At 43.6% G+C, this 21,494-nt stretch carries 16 protein-coding genes; 1 reads left to right on the forward strand and 15 read right to left on the reverse strand.

The annotated features are described in order from the left end of the window. Positions 1 to 24 precede the first annotated feature (24 nt). The 7 genes from rho to rpoE form a co-directional block, all read right to left on the reverse strand. Positions 25 to 1,311: a transcription termination factor Rho gene (gene rho / locus HBHAL_RS17540; protein ID WP_014644849.1), complete on the reverse strand. Its 1,287-nt coding sequence runs from the start codon at positions 1,309 to 1,311 to the stop codon at positions 25 to 27. Between the two features lie 624 nt (positions 1,312 to 1,935). Further along, positions 1,936 to 3,222 carry a UDP-N-acetylglucosamine 1-carboxyvinyltransferase gene (locus HBHAL_RS17545; protein WP_014644851.1) on the reverse strand — a complete coding sequence of 429 codons (1,287 nt, stop codon included), beginning with the start codon at positions 3,220 to 3,222 and terminating at the stop codon, positions 1,936 to 1,938. Positions 3,223 to 3,290: 68 nt separating this feature from the next. Continuing rightward, positions 3,291 to 3,932, reverse strand: coding sequence for a fructose-6-phosphate aldolase (gene fsa / locus HBHAL_RS17550; RefSeq protein WP_014644852.1), 642 nt, complete (start codon positions 3,930 to 3,932; stop codon positions 3,291 to 3,293). 114 nt (positions 3,933 to 4,046) lie between these two features. Continuing rightward, entirely contained in the window at positions 4,047 to 4,910 is an 864-nt protein-coding gene (gene fba, locus HBHAL_RS17555) for a class II fructose-1,6-bisphosphate aldolase (protein WP_014644853.1), read from the reverse strand. A gap of 159 nt (positions 4,911 to 5,069) precedes the next feature. Continuing rightward, complete coding sequence (locus HBHAL_RS17560) at positions 5,070 to 5,438, reverse strand: response regulator (protein WP_014644854.1); 369 nt, start codon at positions 5,436 to 5,438, stop codon at positions 5,070 to 5,072. Between the two features lie 1,303 nt (positions 5,439 to 6,741). Beyond that, the gene (locus tag HBHAL_RS17570; protein WP_051005609.1) at positions 6,742 to 8,376 is read right to left on the reverse strand and encodes a CTP synthase; all 1,635 of its coding nucleotides are present in this window, start codon (positions 8,374 to 8,376) and stop codon (positions 6,742 to 6,744) included. A gap of 184 nt (positions 8,377 to 8,560) precedes the next feature. Beyond that, positions 8,561 to 9,097, reverse strand: coding sequence for a DNA-directed RNA polymerase subunit delta (gene rpoE, locus HBHAL_RS17575; RefSeq protein ID WP_014644857.1), 537 nt, complete (start codon positions 9,095 to 9,097; stop codon positions 8,561 to 8,563). Between the two features lie 486 nt (positions 9,098 to 9,583). On the opposite strand from rpoE, the gene HBHAL_RS17580 reads away from it, so the two are divergent. Beyond that, entirely contained in the window at positions 9,584 to 9,901 is a 318-nt protein-coding gene (locus HBHAL_RS17580) for a hypothetical protein (RefSeq protein WP_014644858.1), read from the forward strand. 49 nt (positions 9,902 to 9,950) lie between these two features. On the opposite strand, the gene icmF is transcribed toward HBHAL_RS17580, so the two are convergent. The 8 genes from icmF to HBHAL_RS17620 form a co-directional block, all read right to left on the reverse strand. After that, the gene (icmF, locus tag HBHAL_RS17585; RefSeq protein WP_014644859.1) at positions 9,951 to 13,196 is read right to left on the reverse strand and encodes a fused isobutyryl-CoA mutase/GTPase IcmF; all 3,246 of its coding nucleotides are present in this window, start codon (positions 13,194 to 13,196) and stop codon (positions 9,951 to 9,953) included. A 19-nt stretch (positions 13,197 to 13,215) separates the two neighbouring features. Beyond that, on the reverse strand, positions 13,216 to 13,845 hold the full coding sequence (locus tag HBHAL_RS17590) for a TetR/AcrR family transcriptional regulator (RefSeq protein WP_014644860.1): 630 nt from the start codon (positions 13,843 to 13,845) through the stop codon (positions 13,216 to 13,218). A 2-nt stretch (positions 13,846 to 13,847) separates the two neighbouring features. Beyond that, positions 13,848 to 14,786 (reverse strand): methylmalonyl Co-A mutase-associated GTPase MeaB, encoded by a 939-nt coding sequence (gene meaB / locus HBHAL_RS17595; protein WP_014644861.1) that lies wholly within the window; start codon positions 14,784 to 14,786, stop codon positions 13,848 to 13,850. A gap of 33 nt (positions 14,787 to 14,819) precedes the next feature. Next, positions 14,820 to 15,959, reverse strand: coding sequence for an acyl-CoA dehydrogenase (locus HBHAL_RS17600; RefSeq protein ID WP_014644862.1), 1,140 nt, complete (start codon positions 15,957 to 15,959; stop codon positions 14,820 to 14,822). A gap of 13 nt (positions 15,960 to 15,972) precedes the next feature. Then, entirely contained in the window at positions 15,973 to 17,118 is a 1,146-nt protein-coding gene (locus tag HBHAL_RS17605; RefSeq protein WP_014644863.1) for an acyl-CoA dehydrogenase, read from the reverse strand. A 21-nt stretch (positions 17,119 to 17,139) separates the two neighbouring features. Then, on the reverse strand, positions 17,140 to 17,991 hold the full coding sequence (locus HBHAL_RS17610; RefSeq protein WP_014644864.1) for a 3-hydroxybutyryl-CoA dehydrogenase: 852 nt from the start codon (positions 17,989 to 17,991) through the stop codon (positions 17,140 to 17,142). A 15-nt stretch (positions 17,992 to 18,006) separates the two neighbouring features. Beyond that, the gene (locus HBHAL_RS17615) at positions 18,007 to 19,194 is read right to left on the reverse strand and encodes an acetyl-CoA C-acetyltransferase (protein WP_014644865.1); all 1,188 of its coding nucleotides are present in this window, start codon (positions 19,192 to 19,194) and stop codon (positions 18,007 to 18,009) included. 153 nt (positions 19,195 to 19,347) lie between these two features. Further along, positions 19,348 to 21,480 (reverse strand): heterodisulfide reductase-related iron-sulfur binding cluster, encoded by a 2,133-nt coding sequence (locus tag HBHAL_RS17620; RefSeq protein ID WP_014644866.1) that lies wholly within the window; start codon positions 21,478 to 21,480, stop codon positions 19,348 to 19,350. Positions 21,481 to 21,494 lie beyond the last annotated feature (14 nt).

The raw sequence follows: 21,494 nt of genomic DNA on the forward strand, positions 1-21,494 counted from the left end.
GGTGAAAATAATTTAAGAGTACTATCAACGTCTTCCTTGAGCTGATTTGCCCTGCATATCTTTATTCATCATTTCAAAAAATTCTTCGTTGTTCTTGGAACTTTTAAGTCGTTTCATGAATCGCTCTGAGAAATCAGGGGCATCCGACATCATTTTTCGTATGGCCCATATTTTTTCTAAATGATCTTTTTTAAGAAGCAGTTCTTCTTTACGTGTGCCTGAACGAAGTAGATCAATCGCAGGAAAGATACGACGCTCAGCCAGACTTCGATCCAGATGGAGCTCCATATTGCCTGTTCCTTTAAATTCTTCATAAATGACATCATCCATACGAGATCCTGTATCCACTAAAGCAGTAGCCAATATCGTCATGCTGCCGCCTTCTTCAATATTTCTAGCCGCTCCAAAAAAGCGCTTCGGACGGTGAAAGGCAGCGGGATCAATCCCCCCGGAAAGCGTTCGTCCACTTGGAGGAATGACTAAGTTGTAGGCTCTAGCGAGTCTCGTAATACTATCCATTAAGATAATAACATCACGCTTATGCTCTACTAAGCGCATGGCACGTTCTAAAACAAGCTCCGATACTTTAATGTGGTTCTCTGGAACTTCATCAAAGGTAGAGCTGACCACATCTACATCGGAATGGACGGAGCGCTCAATATCCGTAACCTCTTCCGGACGCTCATCAACAAGTAAAATGATGAGTTTTGCATCAGGGTGGTTAGTGGTAATACTGTTAGCCATTTGCTTAAGTAGCATCGTCTTACCAGCTTTTGGAGGTGCCACAATGAGTCCGCGTTGTCCATAACCCACCGGGGCAATGACATCCATCACACGTGTAGAAAGTTTTTTAGACTCTGTCTCTAATTTCATATGACGATCCGGATACAGAGGTGTAAGAGCAGGGAAATGCACCCTCTCTTTTGCTGAATCAGGATCTTCTCCGTTGACAGCATCTACGTGCAGCAATCCATAGTAACGTTCATTTTCTTTTGGTGGACGTACCTTTCCTGATACTTTATCTCCGTTCCTTAAATCAAACCTGCGAATTTGGGAAGCGGATATATAAATATCCTCAGCACTTGGAGAATAATTAATCGGGCGGAGAAAACCAAACCCTTCTGATGGAATGATCTCTAAAATTCCATCCATAAATAAAAAGCCATCTTTTTCGGCCTGCGCTTTCAATATAGCAAAGATTAATTCTCTTTTTGTCAGTTTTGCATAATAGGAGACTTTGTACTGTCGTGCTTTCGCATAAAGTCCCTTTAACGTCATCGTCTCTAAATTGGAGATGGTTAAATCTGCCACAAAATCACCACTTTTATTTTTATTTCTAATCGAGTCTGAACGGGAATTTCTTCCAATGTAAGCTTGTTTGTGTGGAAAAAATTGACTTCTCTATTGAATGTCGGAATGAAAGAAAAAGGAGAAGTTAAGTGAAGTTAAATTCTGAAGCTTACGGAGGGATAAACAGTCCATTCTCTTCTATCTCTATCGAATAACCTATATTGTACTCTTGTCCTACTGAGGATTCAATCGTAAAGTTTGGGAATATGCTGAGAAGATGTGCGGAATCTTTTCGTAGAATAGGAGGAAGCCGGGAACCCGGCTTCCAAATTTCAAAGATTAGACTATGCTGGAAATGGTTTGCCTATCACCATTCTGTTGTCAATAAAATCACTATCGTACCTTTCACTTGAAAGACGCGGTTACGTTCTTTATGCGTTTACACCTTACAAGGTTCTTCATCTTCAGATGGTATTAGCTTCCCTTGAATGTCTCCACCTAAACATGTAAAAACAGCAGGCACCATCCCTTCCAGTGCCCAGTCTGGATCAATCAGAGAATTTCGGCCTCGTTTGGTCAAAAACCATATGAATTTCCGCGTCGTCAGCCCCGTGCATTTAAATTTTGCTCAAGCTCATTGGATACCTAGGAATTCTGAAATTGTTCAATTTCTCTCTCTGACATTTCCTCATACCAGACGTTAGCACCGAGTTCAATCAACTTATTCGTAATGTTTTCATATCCTCGCTCAATGTGATCGACACCTGTAATCTCCGTAATTCCTTCTGCCATCAGCCCTGCAATAACAAGAGCAGCACCGGCACGAAGATCTGAAGCCTTTACTTTTGCTCCTTGTAATTTGGAAGGTCCAGCGACGATAGCTGAGCCGCCTTCGACTTTTATAGCAGCATTCATACGTCGCAGTTCATCCACGTGTTTAAAACGGGCCTGATAAATGGTGTCCGTTACAATCCCTGTTCCTTCTGCTTTTGTAAGCAGGGAAGTGAGCGGCTGTTGTAAATCCGTGGGGAACCCTGGATATACAAGCGTTTTAATATCCACACTTCGAAGATGCTTCCCGGGACGAACATATAATTGTTCGTCATTTTCCTCGATTGTTACGCCCATTTCACGCAGCTTAGCGAGTAAGGATTCAAGGTGCTGAGGAATAACATTATCAATGATCATTTCATCCCCTTGAGCTGCAGCCATAATCGTATAAGTTCCGGCCTCAATCCGGTCAGGAATAATGGTATGCATGCAACCTTTTAGTTCCTGCACTCCTTCAATCCGGATAACATCCGTTCCCGCTCCTTTAATTTTAGCCCCCATACTTGTGAGTAGTGTAGCTACATCAATGATTTCAGGCTCTTTTGCTGCATTTTCAATTACAGTCTTTCCTTTTGCTCTAACAGCAGCAAGCATAATGTTGATAGTAGCTCCTACACTTACAACATCTAAGTATATTCGCGCACCACGCAATTCTTCAGCCCGAAGATAAATGGCCCCTTGCTCGTTTGTCACTTCAGCTCCTAATGCCTCGAAGCCTTTAATATGCTGGTCAATCGGCCTTGGGCCTAAATGACAACCTCCAGGCAGTCCGATAACTGCCTTATTAAACCGTCCAAGCATCGCTCCCATGAAATAATAAGAGGCCCTCAGCCTTTTCACTTTTCCATTTGGGAGTGGCATGGACACCATTTGGGAAGGGTCGATGTGGATGGTTCGTCCATCTTTTTTCACCGTGCCTCCGATTTCTTCTAAAAGATCGGACAAAATCCCAACATCTGAAATGTCAGGAAGTCCTTCAATTGTGACTGGAGAATCAGCTAGAATAGCTGCCGGAAGCAAAGCAACGGCACTGTTTTTCGCACCGCTTACGCGGACTTGTCCACGCAAACGCGATCCACCTTCTACTAATAATTTATGCATGAGATACTCCTCGCTTTAAAGGTAAAAGTTGATGACCTTATTATGTGCAATTTTTACCATTTAACACGTTATTTTTGATTGTTCCAGTCATTAAGAAATTTTTCAATCCCTTGTTCCGTAAGTGGGTGTTGAACAATCTGCTCGAAAATCTTGTAAGGAACGGTCGCAATATGAGCTCCGTGGATAGCGGCTTCTGTTACATGGATTGGATGACGCACCGAAGCTGCAATGATTTCTGTATCAATTGCATGACGGTCGAATATTTCGGAGATCTGCGCAACCAGCTCCATCCCGTTTTGACCAATATCATCCAATCGGCCAAGGAAAGGAGAAACATAAGAAGCTCCAGCACGAGCAGCCATCAATGCTTGATTGGCAGAAAAAATAAGAGTGACATTTGTTTGGATATTCAATTCACTTAAGGTTTTAACGGCCTTCAGACCTTCAAGCGTCATAGGAACTTTCACGGTAATATTAGGAGCAATAGCCGCAAGCTCTTTACCTTCTTCAACCATAGACTCAGCATCTTCTGAAACGACCTCCGCACTGACAGAGCCGTCTATTTCTCCTGTAATTTCCTTTAATCGTTCGTGGAAGGAAACTCCTTCTTTTGCTACGAGACTAGGATTTGTCGTTACTCCAGATAATAAACCCAGAGATTTAGCCTCACGGATATGGTCAATGTTCGCTGTATCAATAAAGAATTTCATTTATTAAGTCCACCTTCCGAATACTTGATTTAATGAAAATTGTCGAATGATTGCGTTTTCATTCATGTGGAAAAGGAAACCGCTACGATGTAACGGCTTCCTGTTCTTAAGTAATTATGCTTTTTGGGAGGAACCAAATTCACGCATTTTCCCGATTACTGTTTCTTTAATCGCGTCACGTCCTGGTCCTAGATATTTACGAGGATCATACTGCTCAGGCTGTTCAGCTAGTACTTGACGCACAGCTTTTCCTTGAGCCATTTGGCTTTCAGTATTTACGTTGATTTTTGCTGTTCCGAATGAGATCGCTTTTTTCACGTCGGCTGTTGGAATTCCAGTACCACCGTGAAGAACAAGCGGTTTGTCTACAAGACCCATGATTTCTTCCATGCGGTCAAAACCTAGGTTTGGTTCACCTTTATAAGGACCGTGCACAGAACCAAGAGCCGGAGCAAATACATCAACATTCGTTTCGTCCACTAGTTTTTTACACTCAGATGGAATCGCATAAGCTGCTTCTGCATCATCTACGATTATATCATCTTCCTGACCACCTACGCGACCAAGCTCTGCTTCTACAGAAACACCATGAATGTGTGCTAATTCCACTACTTTTTTAGTAGTTGCGATGTTTTCTTCAAGTGGATCGTGGGAAGCATCAATCATAACAGAAGTAAATCCTGCGTGGATTGCTTCTGCACATTTTTCAAAGCTTGAACCATGATCAAGGTGAATCGCTACTGGTACAGTTGTACCATACGATTTCATAAGTGCTTTAACCATGTCAACCACGACGTTAAAGCCGCCCATATATCGACCAGCACCCTCGGACACTCCAAGGATTACTGGAGATTGCTCTTCTTCAGCAGCCTGTAGGATTGCTTGAGCATATTCAAGATTGTTAAGGTTAAACTGTCCTACTCCGTAGCGTTCTTCCTTAGCTGTTTCTAGCATTTCTTTCATTGATACCAGTGGCATGAAAGATCCTCCTTTTGTAAATACGATCTATACTCTACACGTATATTTCCATATGAAATTATACCATGCAAGTTTACTCACAGTAATAGAATACCAATACCCTATCCCAGGTGCAACACTCTAAAAGCGGTATAACGCTTACATTTAAAAAATATTAGTTCAGCTACTATGTGTTAAGGTTCCAGATACCATTTCTTTCAATTTATGGATATCAAATGGCTTTAATATAATCTCCTGTACGAAAGAATACTCCATAGTCTTTTCAATGGATTCCCTCGACCGGCCCGTAATAATAAGAACCGGTGCGGTAAAACCGATTTCATCCAGATGAGAGAGTACTTCACTTCCATTCATGATCGGCAGATTGTAATCCATAATCACAAGGTCGATGCTTTGTTGTTCAGCTAGCTCACAAGCTTGTTTTCCTGTTTTAGCGCTTACCGTTTCATATCCTTCGCTTTTTAAGATTTCTTCAAGTAACAACCTAATACCGGCCTGGTCATCTACGATTAGTATCTTGTTCGACATGGTTTATCCCTGCCTTTCTAATATTAGTAAATATCCACCTTTTCTCCTAGTCCACTTCTTTCTCTCTGCATGTTTAGTTCGATGATTGTAAGCAGTTTTCCTGCGCACACACGTTCGAGGCATGAATTTCTCTTGTTTTGAGATGAAGAAAGTCGATTTCTGTAATGTAACACGACATGATATAGAATGCTGTTAAATCTCACATTGTCTATGTATACACGATCCTGTCATATGTTGTAGTTATTCATTCATTAGAGCTTATTGAAGAAACGGACAGGATAGTTGAAGACTAGATTTCGAGATATTGGGTGGAGAAGGGGCTCCAGTGAACGGCTCGCTTTCCGCGGCCCTGCACGACGCAGGGTCGTTCGACGTTGCCACAGGACGTGGCGGTCTTAGTCGAACATCCCTTGTGGTGAGCTTCCTCGGGCTTAACAGCCCTGCGGGATCTCACCGATCATGTTCATCCCGTTCTTACACTTTTTTTAGTCTTAATCAAATATCAGAACATAAACGATATGGAGTGCTATCCAGCTCCAGCACCTAGCGTCTAGTGAGACTTCCCTCACTTCTGTACGATAAGGCAACATCGAATCGCTCCGCTCTTCGTGTTTTCTTTATCTCCGCCAGCTCAGTCTAGTTTCGGTGCCTAGCCTCTCGAGGTCTTAAGTCCAACCATGACAGGAGGAAGAGCACTTCCTTTCATGGTTGTTCTTAAGCTTGTCGAGGCTGGTCAAGGCACCTCCACATTTGAACGTCCAGTCCATACGACGCTGATCAAGGTGCTTCCGCTTTTAACCTAGGAGTCTTCACCGTTCCCTTCCGTCCCTTTGCGATCATGGAGAGTTCGAAATCCTGTACGTAAATGCCTTAATATGAGGAGTAATAACCTATGTGATCAACGCTAAATACCGAGTCTGTACAGGGTATAAACGCCGCTATAGAAGCATTTAAGACGATTTAAGCTTCCCACTTTTTTCTACTGGCAGGGTCCGTTCGTAACATTATAGTTGGGTTGGTGGGGAAATGATGAGACTCCCATGGGAGAAGGAACTAGGTGAGATCCCGCAGGGAGTGAAAACGAGCGAGGAAACTCACCGTTCCCCCATAGGAAATCGAGTTACTTCCCCCACCAACTCTCCTCTCCATTCTAGTAACGGGCCCATTTATCTCGAAACTGAGTCTTACAAAAACGGGGCTTATCTGCAACAAGGAAAGTTAAAACTACCCATTACGTTTAGCCATCCTGCAAAAAAAGATGTTACAACAGGATTGTCGTAACATCTTTTTATTACATATTTACCTATTTCTGATTCATAGCAGCCCCTACAAAGCCATAGAAAAGCTCTTGAGGGCGCGTAGGACGAGATTTAAACTCCGGATGGAATTGACTGGCCACAAACCAAGGGTGGTCCTCTACTTCAATAATTTCGATTAATCTTCCGTCAGGACTGGTTCCAGAGAAGTTGAAACCGGCCGCTTCCATCTGATCACGATAATGATTATTGAACTCAAAACGATGACGGTGGCGCTCATATATAACCTCTTCCCCATAAGCTTCCAAAGCCCTGGAACCTTCCTTCAGGCGGGATGGATAGATGCCCAGTCGAAGTGTGCCACCAAGATCTGAAACCTCTTTCTGCTCAGGAAGAAGGTCGATGATCGGGTGCGGAGTTGATGGATTAATTTCAGCCGAATGTGCCCCGTTCAGTCCCAGTACATTGCGAGCGAATTCCACGGTAGCCAACTGCATTCCCAGGCAGATGCCAAGGAAAGGTACACGATGCTCACGCGCATAGCGAATAGCTTCGATCTTTCCTTCAATTCCACGATCTCCAAATCCACCAGGAACGAGAATACCATCAGCATCCTGTAATTGCTCTTGCACATTTGAGCTTGTGATAAATTCTGAATTGACCCATTTCACTTCAACATCCGCATTAAAGCTATAGCCTGCATGTTTCAGAGCCTCTACCACTGAAATATAAGCATCCGGAAGCTCTACGTACTTCCCTACAAGTGCAATGGTCGCTTTCTCTTCAAGGTTCTTCACCTGATTAATAAGCTGATTCCATTCTGTCATATCAGCTGGCGGGCAATCCAGACCAAAGTGATCACAAGTAAGCTGGTCTAAATTCTGTGCTTGAAGTGTAATAGGTACGTGGTACAACGTATCTGCATCTCCCGCTTCGATTACAGCGTTTTTATTAATATCGCAGAAAAGTGCAATCTTTTCTTTCATATCCTCAGAGATTTCCATCTCTGTACGTAATACGATAACGTCCGGCTGAATCCCAAGAGAACGTAATTCTTTAACACTGTGCTGGGTTGGTTTCGTCTTCATTTCACCAGCCGCTTTCAAATAAGGAACCAGGGTGCAATGGATATACATGACGTGATCGCGGCCAATATCACTCTTAATTTGACGAATGGCTTCCAGGAATGGAAGTGATTCAATATCGCCAACGGTTCCTCCGATTTCTGTAATGACAACGTCAGCATTCGTTTCATGAGCGGCACGAAAGACGCGATCCTTTATTTCATTGGTTATATGCGGAATAACCTGGACCGTCCCCCCCAGATAATCTCCGCGACGTTCTTTCTTAATTACGTTTGAATACACTTTACCTGTGGTTACGTTACTGAATTTATTCAAATTAATATCGATGAAACGTTCATAGTGACCTAAATCCAAGTCTGTTTCTGCTCCATCATCCGTTACGAATACTTCTCCGTGCTGATAAGGACTCATCGTCCCTGGATCCACGTTAATGTAGGGATCGAATTTCTGAATCGTTACTTTAAGCCCCCGATTTTTTAATAATCTTCCCAATGACGCAGCTGTAATCCCTTTCCCTAAGGAAGATACCACACCGCCAGTTACAAATATATATTTCGTCTCTTTCGCCACTACGATCCCTCTTTCTCTATTAGTCATTATTAGTTATTCACTATAAATAAAAATTTGATGAATGGATTCATTTACCCGTCCCTTTGTTAACCGCACATAAAAAACAAAAAACGCTCCCCACACTTGGGGAGCGTTCGATTATTTCGTGTCAGAAATTAAAGAGCCCAAATAAGATTGTACTTATATCGGTTTTGAAAGTCAACCGCCGTTTTTATTTATCGTCTTCCTCATCTTCATCGCCTACGAAGCTCACATCGTCTTCTACGATTTCTTCTTCCTCTTCATCCAAGTCGTCCTCTTCATAATCTCCATCATAATCATCGTCATCATCGAGATCTAGATCTTCATCGGTAAGTTCCACATCTTCTTCCAGGTCATCTTCTTCGTTGTTATTATACTCAGATACACCCAGTTCGTCTTCCAGAAGCTTGGAAGGCTTTTTCTTTTTCTTCTTACGTTTCTGGGGAAGATTAGCAATTTCTTCTTCCATTTGCTCTACTGGATACCATTTTTTCAGTCCCCATCTATTTGTACCAATGGTCATAAATCCGCCATCAATATTCATGTCAGTATAAAACTGTGCAATATACTGTTCTTTCTCGGCTTCTGTAAAACCTTTCAATTTGGCAATACGGTGGAAGATTTCATTAAAATCGATCGCTTCTCTTTCCTCTTCCAAAATGATCGTTGCAAGTTCAATCATTGATATTTCATTAACCTGATCTTTGCTCAGTTCTTTTACGCTCACGATCCAGCACTCCTTTATATTCACAAAATAGGATAAGTGACCTCATAGGCATACGAATCACATTTAATCATACCACCCATTATATGATTAGGTCTTTTAAAAATCAAATAGATTATCGCAGGGTTCTCCTACCCTTTTGTATTCCTTTCTAACCAAGCATGTATGAATATAAACATCTACCTAAAACTATTTAGACAGGATATTTGGTGTTCGCCTTAAAATATTTTAAAATAAAGCTATGTTAAAACGTTATTGTTGATTTTTCATAACAGAGTTCTTCAATTATGGTATCGTTATCTGGAAGTCTCATTTCATGACTTTTCGTTGGAGATCGTTAGTCAGGAAGATGAATCGTTTTCCCGCACGCTCTTCTCTTTCTTAGCCGAAACCGTTCTTCAACAACCAGAAGCTTATATGAAAATCAACAAGGAGATTTAGCAGATCCTAAAGTCTTGTAGACATAGAACTATTAAAGGAGAGATTAACGTGAAAACCCATCCTTTTAACTGGTTTGCCACCATCATAACCGTCATAGCTGTTTCGATCTGGCTGTTTAACAGCTATGGTAAAATTCATTCTGAACACTTAACAGAAGCTACGATTTCAGAGAAGACTCATGACGAGGATGAATATTACATTGAAGTGGATGGAAAGAAAATCAAAGTGAAGGACACCAGCATCTGGATGGTCCTTGAAGCTGGTGAGAAATATGAACTGACCTATGAATGGTACGGGATGAAAAAGCCATACGTTAAAGATATTAATCAGGCGCATGATGAAGATCAAATAGGGGGAAGCCACTAACTCCCAGTCAAACGCCCTGCCTCTTTAGTAGAGGCAGGGCGTTATTCATCTACATATTCCTTCGGTACTGTCCACCTACTTCGTAAAGGGCATGCGTAATCTGACCAAGACTTGCCACACGGACGGTTTCCATCAGTTCATCAAAGATGTTCCCTCCTCCGCTCGCTGTTTCTTTCAAACGGTTGAGCGCTTCTTCCGTTTCAGTTTGATTTGATTTCTGGAATTTACGAAGCTCCCGAATCTGATGTTCCTTTTCTTCTTTAGAGGCGCGGGCTAATTCCATGGAGTCAATCTCATCTTCTGAAGGAGGACTAGGGTTGAGATACGTGTTCACTCCCACAATTGGCAGCTCCCCTGAATGTTTTTTACCTTCATAATAAAGGGATTCTTCCTGAATTTTACCTCGCTGGTACTGACGCTCCATCGCCCCAAGTACTCCCCCGCGGTCATTAATCCTTTCGAATTCCTGTAGAACCGCTTCTTCTACCAAATCTGTAAGTTCGCGTATAATGTATGAACCTTGTAATGAATTCTCATTTTTCGTTAAACCGAACTCTTTGCTGATAATCATTTGAATTGCCATGGCCCGTCGGACAGATTCCTCTGTCGGCGTCGTGATGGCCTCATCATAGGAGTTGGTATGAAGCGAGTTACAATTGTCCTGGATGGCAATTAAAGCCTGCAGGGTCGTCCGTATATCATTAAAATCAATTTCCTGTGCGTGAAGAGAGCGTCCGGATGTTTGAATATGATACTTAAGCTTTTGGCTGCGCTCGTTAGCTCCATACTTATCGCGCATAACAATCGCCCAGATCCTGCGAGCGACCCGTCCGAGAACGGTATATTCCGGATCCAGTCCATTCGAGAAAAAGAAGGAAAGATTAGGCGCGAATTTGTTGATGTCCATTCCGCGGCTCAAATAATATTCGACATACGTAAAACCATTTGCGAGCGTGAAAGCGAGCTGTGTAATAGGATTCGCTCCTGCTTCTGCAATATGATACCCGGATATGGAGACGGAATAATAGTTCCGTACTTGATGATCAATAAAATACTGCTGGATGTCTCCCATCATACGGAGTGCAAATTCTGTAGAAAAAATACATGTATTCTGACCTTGATCTTCTTTTAGAATATCGGCCTGAACGGTGCCTCGAACCACATTAATCGTCCGGGCCTTCACCTCTTCCGCTTCTTCACGATTAGGTTCACGTCCATGCTCCTCCCTGAATTTATCAAGCTGCTGATCAATGGCTGTATTGAAAAACATCGCTAAAATGATGGGAGCAGGTCCGTTAATGGTCATGGAAACCGAGGTAGTTGGATCGATTAAATCAAATCCATCATACAGCTTTTTCATATCTTCAAGCGTACAAATATTCACACCGCTCTCCCCGACTTTCCCGTAAATATCCGGACGTTCATCGGGATCTTCCCCATACAAGGTCACAGAATCAAATGCTGTACTTAAACGCTTAGCTTCGTCTCCCTCAGATAAATAATGGAAGCGGCGGTTGGTACGTTCCGGTGTACCTTCCCCGGCGAATTGGCGTTTAGGGTCTTCTCCTTTTCGTTTAAACGGGAAAACTCCGGCTGTAAATGGAAAAGCGCCGGGAACATTTTCCCTGAGCAGCCAGCTTAAGCGGTCGCCCCAATCCGAATATTTAGGCAGAGCGACTTTAGGAACTTTCAAACCGGTTAAGCTTTCGGTTGTAAGATCCATGGTAATTTCCTTGTCTCTCACTTTGAAGGTGTAGGTATCCCCGCTGTAGCGCTTATGCAGATCATCCCAGTCGTCCAATTTTTCTTTCGCCTCGCGGTCCAGGGTTCGTTCATAATCTTCAATAAGCCGCTCGATACTTTCTTTTGCGGCTTCGTCCTCAAGCTCTTCAAGCGTGCCCTTTAATTGATAAAGCTTGCGGGCTTTTTCTGCCTGTGTTTTTGTGTTTTCGTGATAATCACGAACAGCAAGAGAAAGATCTCGTAAGTATTGTTTACGATCATTAGGAATAATTACATTTTGCTTCTCTACTTTGCTTACGCGCTCAAAAGAGGTATCATCCTGCCAGGAAAATTTTTCGTTCAGCTGATCGACAATGGCTGCAAAAAGTGTGTTGGTACCAGGATCATTAAATTGGCTCGCTATCGTTCCGTATACAGGAAACTGGGCATCGTCTTCATGAAACAGCATGTGGCTTCTCTGATATTGTTTTTTAACCTGATTCATAGCATCTTCAGAGCCTTTTTGTTCAAACTTGTTGATCACAATAAAATCAGCAAAATCAATCATATCAATTTTCTCCAATTGAGACGGCGCCCCAAATTCGGAAGTCATGACATACATTGATAAATCGGTGATATCGGTAATCGCGGCATCCCCTTGGCCGATCCCGCTCGTTTCTACAATGATCATGTCCATGCCGGCAGCCTTCAGAACATGAATCGACTCTTCAACTGCTGTTGAAAGTTCCGAGCGGGCTTCCCTTGTAGCAAGTGACCTCATATAAACCCTTGGGTTAAAAATTGCATTCATACGAATACGGTCGCCCAGCAGAGCGCCGCCTGTTTTCTTTTTCGTGGGGTCTACAGAAAGGATGGCTATCTTTTTATCAGGAATTTCGTTTATAAAGCGACGAATTAATTCATCGGTAAGAGAGCTTTTTCCTGCTCCTCCTGTGCCTGTGATTCCAAGGACAGGGATCGTCTTTTCCTGGGTATTTTCAACGGCGGTTTCAAAAGCGGCTACTGCTTCCCGCTCTTCTTTTGGAGTATTTTCTACATACGTAATAAACCGGGCGATCGCCTGGTGATTTCCCTCTGTCAGTTCCTCAATTCCTTTTTCTACGTTAAGCGGTGGAATAAAATCACATTCTTCAATCATCTGATTAATCATTCCCTGCAGACCTAACGTGCGTCCATCTTCCGGTGAGAATACTCGAGCGACACCGTAGTCATGCAGCTCTTTAATTTCCCTCGGAATGATTACGCCTCCGCCTCCACCGTAAACACGTATGTGGCCAGCTCCTTTTTGGTTTAGCAGATCAACCATATATTTAAAGTACTCTACATGCCCTCCTTGATAAGAAGAAATAGCAATTCCCTGCACATCTTCCTGCACAGCTGCATTCACCACATCTTCAACAGAGCGGTTATGGCCGAGGTGAATCACTTCTGCTCCTGTAGATTGCAGAATACGTCTCATAATATTGATAGAAGCATCGTGTCCATCAAACAAGCTGGATGCTGTCACAAAACGGACGGGGTTTTTCGGTTGATAAACCGTTGGTTGTTCCATGTCCGAGTTCCTCCTTTAATTAAGATCGTTCTTTTTCCTGGGTGTTCAGTCCTTGAAGAAGCAATTGGATTTGTCCTTCAGTATAAGATTCCAGCGTAAAAGAACGCTGCAGAATCCAACGTCTGAACCCCCACATTTGTCCTTGGACAAATATATTATTGGCAATCAGCTTAACTTCCTCTTTGGAGTGATGTTCAGGTAAGCTGTTCAAAATCACCTGTTCAAGCATGGCTACCATATCTCGTTCTTTTTGAAGAACGTATTCCTGTGCATCGCGTGATAAAGATTTAACTTCCTGATACATGACAAGAACTTCATCCTGCATATCGTCCATAAGCTGAAAATAGGACTGTATGGCATGAATTAGACTCTTTATACTCGTCTGGGTGGGGTCAATAGAAGCTTCCATACGTTCCTTTACACGCTGGTAAATAGAATCACAGACGAGAAAGAGCACGTCTTCCTTTTTACGAATATATTCATATAGGGTACCAATACTGAATCCTGAGGCTTTAGCGATCTCACGAGTGGTTGTTTTGTGGAACCCTTTTTCAATAAATAGGGTCACCGCTCCTTTAATCATTTGATTTCTTCGTTTTATAACCAGGACTTCATCTTTGATAGAAGAGGGAACTTGGTTTTCAGCCATCGTCATTCTCCTTTACTCATCCATTCTTGAAACCAGGAGTGTGCCAGCTGGTATGGATCTGCCTCCACGTCGTTCAATGACTTGAGTTTAGCAGGATCCTTTTCGATGGCATTTCTCACCTCGCGCCACACTTCCTCTCGAATCAATTCATAGACTTCAAGCGTCAGCTGGTGCTTTCTCCGTTTGAACCCTTGCTTTGTTTCATAAAGGTAATCCTGATGCTCTTTTATACGCTTAAATAATTCAGCCATTCCCTGGTTCTCTGTGGAAACCGTCTGTACTATAGGCGGAATCCAGCCTTTAGGCTGGGCGATCATCATATACTCCTCAAGGGTCGTCTTCAGCTTTTCTACTCCTGGTAGATCAGCTTTATTAATAACGAACAGGTCAGCTATTTCCATAATGCCTGCTTTGAAGATTTGGAGCACATCTCCGCTGTTGGGAGTTAAAACGAGTCCTGTCGTATCCACAACTTTCATAATATCAAGTTCAGATTGACCGACCCCCACCGTTTCAACGAGAACTATATCAAACCCATACGCGTCACAGATCCGGATCGCGTCCTTGGTGGCGCGCGCTAGCCCTCCCAGGTTCCCTCTTGTCGCCATACTGCGAATGAATATCCCGGAATCCATGAAATGCTGGTTCATTCTGGTCCGGTCCCCAAGCAGGGAACCGCCGCTGAATGGACTGGTGGGATCGACAGCTATAACCGCTACACTCAGATTCAGACTGCGCAAATAGGTTAGCAGTTTGTTAATTAACGAACTTTTGCCTGCCCCTGGAGATCCGGTGATTCCGATGTAATGAGCTGATTTTTTAATGGAAAAGATATCGCTCATTAATGTTAATTTCTCGTCATCATCGCTTTCTACAAGAGTGATAGCGCGGGCAAGGGCTCGCATATCCTGTTTTTGTATTCGTTCTGCAAGTGGATGCATGAGGCAGCCCCTTTCCGCTTGAAGCTTTATTCATTAGCTGCTGACCATTCGGCCGATTACAAGACGCTGAATCTCCTGCGTCCCTTCATAAATCTGCGTAATTTTCGCATCACGCATATAACGTTCCACAGGGTAATCCTTCGTATATCCATAGCCGCCATGTACTTGTACGGCCTCTGTTGTAATTCTCATCGCTGCATCGCCTGCATACAATTTGGCCATGGCAGATGCTTTCGAATAAGGGAGTCCTTCTGATTCAAAGTAAGCGGCTTGGTAAGTAAGCAGCCGGGCTGCTTCAATTTCTGTAGCCATATCGGCTAATTTAAAAGAAATGCCCTGAAGTTTCGCAATCGGCTTGCCGAATTGCTCTCGATCTTTTGCGTAGGCGACAGCTTCATCTAATGCTCCCTGGGCGATCCCTACTGCCTGAGCAGCTATCCCATTTCGTCCACCGTCCAAGGTCATCATCGCAATTTTAAAACCTTCTCCCTCTTTTCCGAGCAGGTTTTCTTTAGGAATTTTACAATCTTCAAAGATCAGTTCAGTCGTAGGCGAAGAACGAATCCCAAGCTTTTTCTCTTTCTTGCCAAACGAAAATCCTGGCGTTCCCTTCTCCACGATAAAACCGCTGACTCCGCGTCCTCCTGCTTCTGGGTCGGTTTTTGCAAATACGATATAAATATCGGCCACTCCACCGTTTGTGATCCACACTTTATTGCCATTCAGTACATAGTGGTCGCCGTCTAATTTCGCTTGAGTTTTCATAGAGGATACGTCACTTCCAGCTCCTGGTTCGGATAGTGCATAAGCTCCAAGTTTTTCTCCAGTCGCGAGCTGGGAAAGATACGTTTTCTTCTGTTCTTCATTCCCGAACTTGTAGATCGGCCAGCTGGCTAATGATATATGAGCAGACAACGTGACGCCCGTAGAAGCGCATATACGTGACAATTCCTCAACAGCGATTGCGTAGCTTACAAAGTCGGAGCCGATTCCTCCATATTCTTCCGGCCATGGAATTCCTGTTAATCCAAGCTCCGCCATTTTATCGAAAATTTCACGATCAAACCGTTCTTCTTCATCACGTTCTGCGGCCGTAGGTTCTACTTCATTTTTGGCAAAGTCTCTTACCATTTTTCTCAGCATTTCTTGTTCTTCTGTCAGCGTAAAATTCATTCTCGTTTCCCCCTCAGTCTCTAATCAAGTGATTGCTGATTACGATGCGCTGGATTTCGCTTGTTCCTTCGTAAATTTCGCAAACTTTAGCATCTCTGAAAAAGCGCTCTACAGCGTAATCTTCTGTATATCCATATCCTCCGTGCACCTGGACAGCTTCAATGGCTGTCTTGACGGCCGTCTTGGAAGACATCAATTTAGCCATTGATACTTCTTTTCCACATTTTGCTCCTGCTGCTTGTAAAGAGGCCGCATGATAAACAAGAAGTTTAGATGCCTCTACTTCTGTAGCCATATCAGCGAGCTTAAACGAAACTCCCTGATGCTTGGCAATGGGACGTCCAAACTGCTCACGCTCCTTCGCGTAAGCTACGGCATGCTCATAAGCCGCTTCCGCAATACCTAGCGCCTGGGCAGCAATGCCGATTCTCCCCATATTTAAATTGGATAAGGCTATTTTGTACCCTTCGCCCTCCTTACCAAGAAGTTGTGAAACAGGAACTTCGCATTGATCAAAATTCAATTCTACCGTGCTTGAACCATGCATCCCCATCTTCTTTTCAGCTCTTCCAATCGAAAAACCCGGCGTATCCCGTTCAATAATGAAAGCGCTTAACCCTTTACCACTCGGAATATCAGGGTTCGTACGGGCAAACACAATGAATGTATCCGCATGACCGCCATTGGTAATGAATACCTTCGATCCATTTAAAACATAATGGTCTCCTTTGTTTACAGCACGCGTTCTAAGACTACCAGCATCTGACCCTGCACTAGGTTCGGTCAGGGCAAAAGCACCTAAATACTCGCCGCTAGCAAGCTTCGGAATGTATTTGTCCTTCTGTTCTTCCGTACCGAAATATAGAATCGGATTTGTTCCTACAGACGTATGAACAGATAAAATGACGCCAAGAGTTGCACTTACCTTAGAGATCTCATGGATTGCTATAATATAAGATATATAATCCATTTCCGCTCCGCCGTATTTCTCCGGAATAGGAATTCCCATTAAGCCAAGCTCCCCCATTTTCGGAATCAGCTCAACAGGAAAACGGTCCTCCTTCTCCATACGTTCAACTGCTGGAGCCACCTCTTTTTCAGCAAAATCACGGACCATCTTCCGCATCATCTCTTGTTCATCTGTAAACGTTAAATTCATCGTCACCGTCTCCTTCACCTGTTATTCGTAGCTGTAAAAACCTCGACCCGATTTCTTGCCAAGCCAGCCTGCTTTCACATACTTACGAAGCAGCGGGCATGGCCGGTACTTGCTGTCCCCGAAACCTTCGTGCAGGACTTCCATAATATACAGGCACGTATCGAGACCGATAAAATCTGCCAAAGTCAAAGGACCCATTGGATGGTTCATCCCGAGCTTCATCACGGTGTCCACGTCTTCCGGGGATGCTACGCCTTCGTGAACGGTATATATAGCCTCGTTAATCATAGGCATCAGGATTCGGTTAGAGACAAAACCAGGAAAGTCTTCTACTTCAACTGGCGATTTATTTATTTTTTTCGTTAAATCTTCAATCGCTTGATAGGTTTCATCACTGGTCTGGATGGCACGTATGATTTCAACCAGCTTCATTACCGGTACTGGATTCATAAAATGCATACCAATAACCTGCGAAGGACGATCCGTTGCTGCTGCAATTTCAGTAATAGGCAGCGAAGATGTATTCGAAGCTAAAATGGCGTGTTCAGGTGTGATTTCATCCAGACTCTTGAATACTTTTGTTTTTATATCCATATTTTCAACCACAGCTTCGACAACGAGATCACAGTTAGAAGCGTCGTTCATGTCTGTAGTACCAGATAGAAGGTCCAGCGTTTTATTTTTTTCAGGCTCAGAAATCCTATCTTTTTCTACTGCTCGTTCGAGTCTTTTCTTAATACCGTCGATTCCTTTGTCTAGAGCTTGCTGGTCCAGATCGTTTAAGATGACGCTAAGACCAGCCTGAGCAAACACTTGAGCGATCCCCGCTCCCATTTGCCCTGCACCGATGACCATGACTTTATTAATTGCCATTCAATAGTTCCTCCTTTATACCTTTGGTACTTCGATTAATACGGCATCGCCCTGTCCGCCACCGGAACAAATAGCTGCAATTCCAAGACCGCCTCCGCGGCGCTTCAATTCATAAGCAAGTGTAAGTAAGATTCTCGCCCCGCTTGCCCCAATCGGGTGTCCAAGGGCTACAGCTCCTCCGTTTACATTTACTTTCTCCGGATCAAGACCGGCAATTTTTCCACTGGCTAAGGACACGGCTGCAAATGCTTCATTCACTTCAAATAAATCAATATCTTCTATGGATTTTCCTGCTTTTTTCAATAGTTTATTAATGACCAGCCCCGGGGTTTGAGGGAAGTCTTGAGCCTCCACGGCAATTTCATCATGAGCAAGGACGGTTGCCAGGGATTCGAGCCCTAATTCGTTTGCTTTTTCATCAGACATGAGCAGCATCGCGCATGCTCCGTCGTTGACACCCGGCGCATTACCAGCCGTAATCGTTCCATTTTTGTCGAACACTGGGCGCAGTTTAGAAAGAGCTTCTACAGTTGTATTTTTTCTTGGTGCTTCATCTGTGTCGACGACAACCGGGTCCCCTTTTCGCTGAGGAACTTCTACAGACACGATTTCTTCACCCATCGTTCCGTTTTCAATAGCCTGGGCTGCGCGCTGATGGCTGTTATACGACCACTCGTCCTGCGCTTCACGTGTTAACTCGAATTCTTCAGCTGTACGGTTTCCGTAGTTACCCATGTGTACATTTTCAAATGAACAGGTAAGACCATCGTGTACCATCATATCTTTAACCGGAGCGTCTCCCATGCGTAATCCCCAGCGTGCTTTTGGCATGAAATAAGGAGCATTGCTCATGCTTTCCATTCCGCCCGCTACGATGACATCCTCCTCGCCTAAACGGATGAACTGATCAGCCATCGTTACACTCCGCATTCCAGAAGCGCACACCTTGTTGACTGTCTCTGTTTTCACGTGCCACGGAATTCCAGCTTCACGCGCGGCCTGGCGGGATGGCAGCTGTCCCTGTCCTCCCTGTAAAACGCTCCCCATGATTACTTCATCTACTTCTTCACCCTTGTATCCAGCACGCTTTAAAGCCTCTTTAATCACGATGCCTCCAAGCTGGGAAGCTGTTAAAGGAGCAAGAGCGCCCCCGAATTTTCCAAATGGAGTACGAGCCCCTGACACGATTACTGTTTTACGCATTTTTAAATTCCTCCTCATTGTGATAACGCTTTCAAAATTGGCGATTGAACGCTCGCTCAATTTGTCCTCATAAGGAAAGTGTACCTAAAATAGTGTACACTTTCCACAATTTTCATAATTTTTTTCTAATAAATGATGAGATATTCCAAGTACTTACGCTGTCTTTTCTTCTGTTGATTCAAAAATGGATTTGGCCAGAATTTCTGCTATATCCATTGTGCTCACTTCTTCTTCCACTTCTTTAGCTTTGGTACCATCCGATAACATGGTTAGACAGAATGGACATCCACTTGAAATCATCGTTGGTTCTACTTCAAGAGCCTGTTCTGTACGAGCTACGTTCACACGGTTCCCTGATTTTTCTTCCATCCACATCATGCCTCCGCCAGCTCCACAGCACATTCCATTGGATCGATTACGCTTCATTTCGACAACCTCTACGCCAGGAATCATTTCAAGTACTTCGCGAGGCGGCTGGTACACTTCGTTGTAACGGCCCAAGTAACAGCTGTCGTGGTAGGTGATCTTCTCATTTACTACACCTTCCGGCTTCAGACGCCCTTCTTTCAGCCATTCAGAAAGCATTTCAGTATGGTGATAAACCTCCGCTTCAAGACCGAAATCCGGGTATTCATTTTTGAAAATGTTATAAGCGTGCGGATCAATGGTAATGATCTTTTTAACATCATTTTTTTCGAATTCTTTCATATTTTTTTCAGCCAGTTCCTGGAACAGAAATTCGTTGCCCATCCGGCGTGCTGTATCACCGGAGTTTTGCTCTTTATTACCGAGAATCGCAAATTTAATGCCGGCTTTATTCATCAGTTTAGCAAAGGCGACGGCGATTTTCTGACTGCGGTTATCGTAAGATCCCATCGAACTGACCCAGAAAAGGTATTCGAATTCCTCTCCTGACTTCTTCAGCTCTTTCACAGTAGGGATATGAGCTTCTTCATCGAGGCTTCTCCAGTCTTCTCTTTCCTTCTTGGAAAGTCCCCACGGATTCCCCTGGCGTTCAATATTCATCATCGCTCTTTGGCCGTCCGGATCCATTTTTCCTTCTGTAAGAACAAGATAGCGGCGAAGATCTATGATCTTATCAACGTGTTCATTCATAACCGGACAGGCATCTTCACAATTACGACAAGTGGTGCAGGCCCATAATTCTTCCTCTGTAATGACATCGCCAATTAAGTTTTTATTGTGAGCAGCTTCCACGGTAGCGGCCGCTTCATCTGTCCCCTTAGTGCGTGCCATTTGAGCCAGTGTGTTTCCTTCTGTACCTGAGAAGGCATAAGCAGGTACCCAGGGTGACTGACCCGTGACAGCGGCACCTTTTTCAGTCAAATGATCCCTCATTTTAATAAGTAAATCCATTGGTGAGAGCATTTTACCTGAGCCTGAAGCAGGACAGACATTGGTACAGCGTCCACATTCCACACAGGCATACAGGTCAATCATCTGCAGTTGATTCAGTTCTTCAATTTTTCCAACACCAAAGGAAACATCTTCTTCGTCTGCTTCTTCATCCATTTCAAAATCAATCGGTTTCAGTTTGCCCGGAGGATCTTCACGGCTTAAGAAAACATTGACCGGTGCTGCCAGCAAGTGCGCATGCTTGGATTGTGGCACGTACACTAGGAATGTAAGCAGGATAAGCAGGTGAATCCACCACATAATAAAGAATACAGTAGCAGCAGCTGCCGGAGGAAGCCATGCGAAAGCGTTTGCAATTAACGTCGCAACAGGTTCTGTCCAGGCCCCTTCATGGCCGTGCCAGATTATCCCCATACCATTTCCTACAAGCACAGTAACCATCAATGTTCCAATAAAAATAAGTACAAGTCCTGCCTTGAAGCTTCTCTTCAAACGGACGAGTTTTTCTATATAACGGCGGTAAAACGCCCAGATCACAGCTACAATAATCGTTAACGTTACAATCTCCTGGAAAAATGTAAATCCTGGATAAAACGGACCAAGCGGCAAGTGCGAATCAGGAGCTAGTCCTTTCCAAATAAAATCAATGGCCCCAAATTGAACAAGAATAAAGCCATAGAACATCATAACGTGGATCGCTCCGGATTTCTTATCCTTCAATAGTTTCTTTTGACCAAACACATAAATCCCAATCTTCTGCAGACGTCTTTTAATCTTGCCATCAAACTCAAATTTCTTCCCCATCTTAATATAAGCGATACGTGTACGGACAACGCTTACAAATAAGTATAATCCATAAATCGTAACGCCAAGGAACAAAATCCAGTTTGCAAGTAACAACGGATTCATTTGTTCTCCCCCTC

The organism is Halobacillus halophilus DSM 2266 (genome assembly GCF_000284515.1).
Lineage (GTDB): Bacteria > Bacillota > Bacilli > Bacillales > Halobacillaceae > Halobacillus > Halobacillus halophilus.